The organism is Acinetobacter sp. Swhac1, from assembly GCF_013390985.1.
In the GTDB taxonomy this organism is placed as follows: Bacteria; Pseudomonadota; Gammaproteobacteria; order Pseudomonadales; family Moraxellaceae; genus Acinetobacter; species Acinetobacter towneri.
In genome coordinates this window covers 1-3,161 of sequence record NZ_JACASN010000073.1, presented here as the reverse complement: position 1 = coordinate 3,161, position 3,161 = coordinate 1, and the positions used below count along the sequence as shown (strand labels likewise).

The 3,161-nt window shown below is 39.9% G+C and carries 1 protein-coding gene and 2 pseudogenes; 1 reads left to right on the top strand and 2 read right to left on the bottom strand.

Annotated elements, in window-relative coordinates; genetic code table 11:
* Positions 1 to 111: 111 nt before the first annotated feature.
* Positions 112 to 414, bottom strand: a pseudogene (locus HX743_RS15725) (IS6 family transposase); the annotation flags it as partial.
* 439 nt (positions 415 to 853) lie between these two features.
* On the opposite strand from HX743_RS15725, the gene HX743_RS15720 reads away from it, so the two are divergent.
* On the top strand, positions 854 to 2,938 hold the full coding sequence (locus HX743_RS15720) for a TonB-dependent siderophore receptor (protein ID WP_178319649.1): 2,085 nt from the start codon (positions 854 to 856) through the stop codon (positions 2,936 to 2,938).
* Between the two features lie 148 nt (positions 2,939 to 3,086).
* Here the strand turns inward: HX743_RS15720 and HX743_RS15715 are convergent.
* A pseudogene (locus HX743_RS15715) lies at positions 3,087 to 3,161 on the bottom strand (IS6 family transposase); the annotation flags it as partial.

Genomic DNA, 3,161 nt, shown 5'->3' with positions numbered 1-3,161 from the left:
TCGTTTGAAGGATAAAAAAAGAATTGGGATTCAGCCCCAGGTTGAAATTTAATACGAGATCAAAGGGGTCAATTTTACTTTGCCATTTGTAAGGTGAAAGGGGTCAATTTTAGAATGCCGTTGACAATCGACTGCACGATACAGATAAGACCATCGTCCATTCACTTTTACATAGGTTTCATCAATATGCCACGAGCTCAGATCTGTAGGATTACGCCAATACCAGCGTAAACGTTTTTCTATTTCAGGAGCATAACGTTGAACCCAACGGTAAATAGTCGTGTGATCAACATTCACACCCCGTTCGGCCAGCATTTCCTGCAGTTCACGATAGCTAATGCCATGTTTACAATACCAGCGCACAGCCCAAAGAATGATTTCGCCCTGAAAATGCCGACTATGGAAAGGATTCATATGCTGCACCTTTAGCTAGAACAGTCTTCAGCTTACCATTCGTGGTTATTTGCAACAGTGCCAAAAAGAGCGGGTTAAACAGTTCCTTTTCATGAAAAATTAGCACATTCCACTCATCAATAAAGGCGTTTGTAATTTATAAACCAAAAATTTCTTCAATACTGATCATTTATGATTGCTATAGCATTTATTTGGATAGCACAGTCGTGACCTTAAAGATGCCTTCCATTTTTTAAGTCAGACAATTAATAAAACAAAGTTAAAAACCAGAATAAATTTTAGAAAAATAATCGTTTTATTAAGACCTATTTCTTCTAAAAGATAATAGCTTGTTAAATATAAGTGATAATTGTTTTTATTTGTATTGCAATTTAATTGTTTTGTAAGTTAATTTATCTACAAATCGATTGCCAACCCGATCTTTTAGACAGAGGTAAACATGGAAAAACGTTACTTTTTGAAAAATCCAATCGTCATGAGCGGATTATTATTCAGTAGTTTTGTGCCTAATTTATATGCAGCCCCTGAGCAAGAACAAAAAAGTATGGTTTTGCCTACAATTCAGGTGATTGGCTCACAGGAGGACGCTGTTTCGAAGATTCCGGGTGCAGCGGTGATCGTAGACCAAGAGCAAATTAAACAGGTTATTCCAACATCTACAGAAGATATCTTAAAACGTGTTTCCGGTGTCTATGTGAAACCTGAGGAAGAGTCTGCTGTAGTTGCCAATATTGGTATGCGAGGTATCAGCTCAGCTGATTATAAAACTTTAATTTTAGAAGATGGTGTGCCTGTAGCTCCTGGTCTATTTGTTGGAAATGGCCGCTATTACAATCCACGTGTACAACGCATGGATAGTATTGAAGTGATGAAAGGTTCTTCAGCTTTACGTTATGGTCCACTGAATATTGGGGGGGTAATCAATTACCGGACGAAGCAACCGGAAGATGGTGCTCTGGTTGATGTATCGGTTGGCTCTTGGGATACGTATAAAACAACAGTTGAATTAGGAGGTAGTTCTCCAAACAAAGACAGTAACGTTGGCGCTATTTTAAGCTGGGCAAAAAGTGACGGTTTCATGGACAAGGGCTATGAAATGAAAGATGCTGTCATTAAGGCGGGCACAGCAATTGGTGATAATCAATGGTTAGGTGTGAAATTCACCCATTATGAGAATGATGCCAACATCTCTTATCGTGGGCAGTTCCTGGGCGAATATCAAAATGAGAAAGAGAGCAACCCTGCACCAGATGACTGGTTCTTAACGGAACGTAATTCTTTCGATGTTAATCACCGCTGGAATATAAATGATGACATGGAGCTTCAAACATTATTTTATTGGAGTGAAATGAATCGTGATTACTGGCGTTATGATGTTGATGGATCTGCATCAAAAGCTGCAGGCCAGTGGATATATAAGGATACATTGAATGGCAATAATCGTGCATTTGAACGTATCGGTGCTGAAACCCGCTTAGTGGCAAAACATACTTTATTTAATATTCCAGGTGAGGCAGAAATTGGCTTACGCCTGATGAATGAAAAAATGGATGATGTCACCATTAAGGCAACTCGTGCAACGCCACGTACCGGCACGGTCGATAAGGATGTCCAAGATTCTGCTAAAAGTGTCGCGTTGTATGCCCAAAACCGTTTCGATATTACCGACCAACTGTCGGTGACACCGGGTGTTCGTATTGAACATTATGAGCAGCAACGTGAGGATAAGAAAACGAGTGCATCGGTTGAGACTTCAAATACTGAAGTGATGCCTGGACTGGGTATGACATTCCAACTCGATCCAGCTGTGCAGCTGTATGGTAGTGTCTATAAAGCATTTTCCCCAGCATTGAATGGTGATTCACTGAGTAGCCTGCAAGACCAAAAATTGGATGCGGAAACTGCCGTGAGTTGGGAATTGGGTTTAAGAGGTCAACAAGATGCTTTGCGCTATGAAGTGACTGCTTTCCGTATGGACTTTGATAACCAGATTATTCCAGCGAACAGTAATTCTGACTTTCAAAATACAAATGGCGGTAAAACCTATAACCAAGGTCTGGAAGGCGCGGTTAATCTAGAATTGGACAACGGATTTGATGTATTCGCTAATCTGACTTGGGTAATCGATGCTCAGTTTAAGGGCGACCGATATAATAAAAACGGTACGCTTAAATCAAGAGATGGTGATCGTGTTCCGTATACACCAGAGTGGGTAGCAAACCTAGGTTTAGGTTATACCTATGCAGGTTTACGTACGCAATTAAGTGCGAATTATACGGGTTCACAATTTACCGATGAATTGAATACAAAACCAATTGTAGAAAACACATCTGGCTTTTTCACGGGCAAAATCAATGGCTATACGACAGTTGATTTGACTACACGTTATACGCTTAATGATCAAGTTGAATTCTATGGTGCAGTGAAAAACCTGGCGGACAAGCGTTATATTGCCAGCTTGCGTCAGGGAATTTATGTAGGTCCAGAACGCTCGCTTGAAGCTGGGGTTCGTTACCGCTTCTAAATCATTCTTTCTTTTCTAAAATCGATAGGTCATATTTATGGATTTTTAAAATATGACCTATCATCAACAAGCTTGAATATATAAAGTCATTATAAAGGCACTGTTGCAAATAGAGATTTGAGTCGATGATGTTCCCTTTAAAAAGTACTTAGAGACCGAAAACCCTGTTGATTAGACACACTTCACCCTGAGGCTGACCATAATAAAATGACGATGCTTGTCC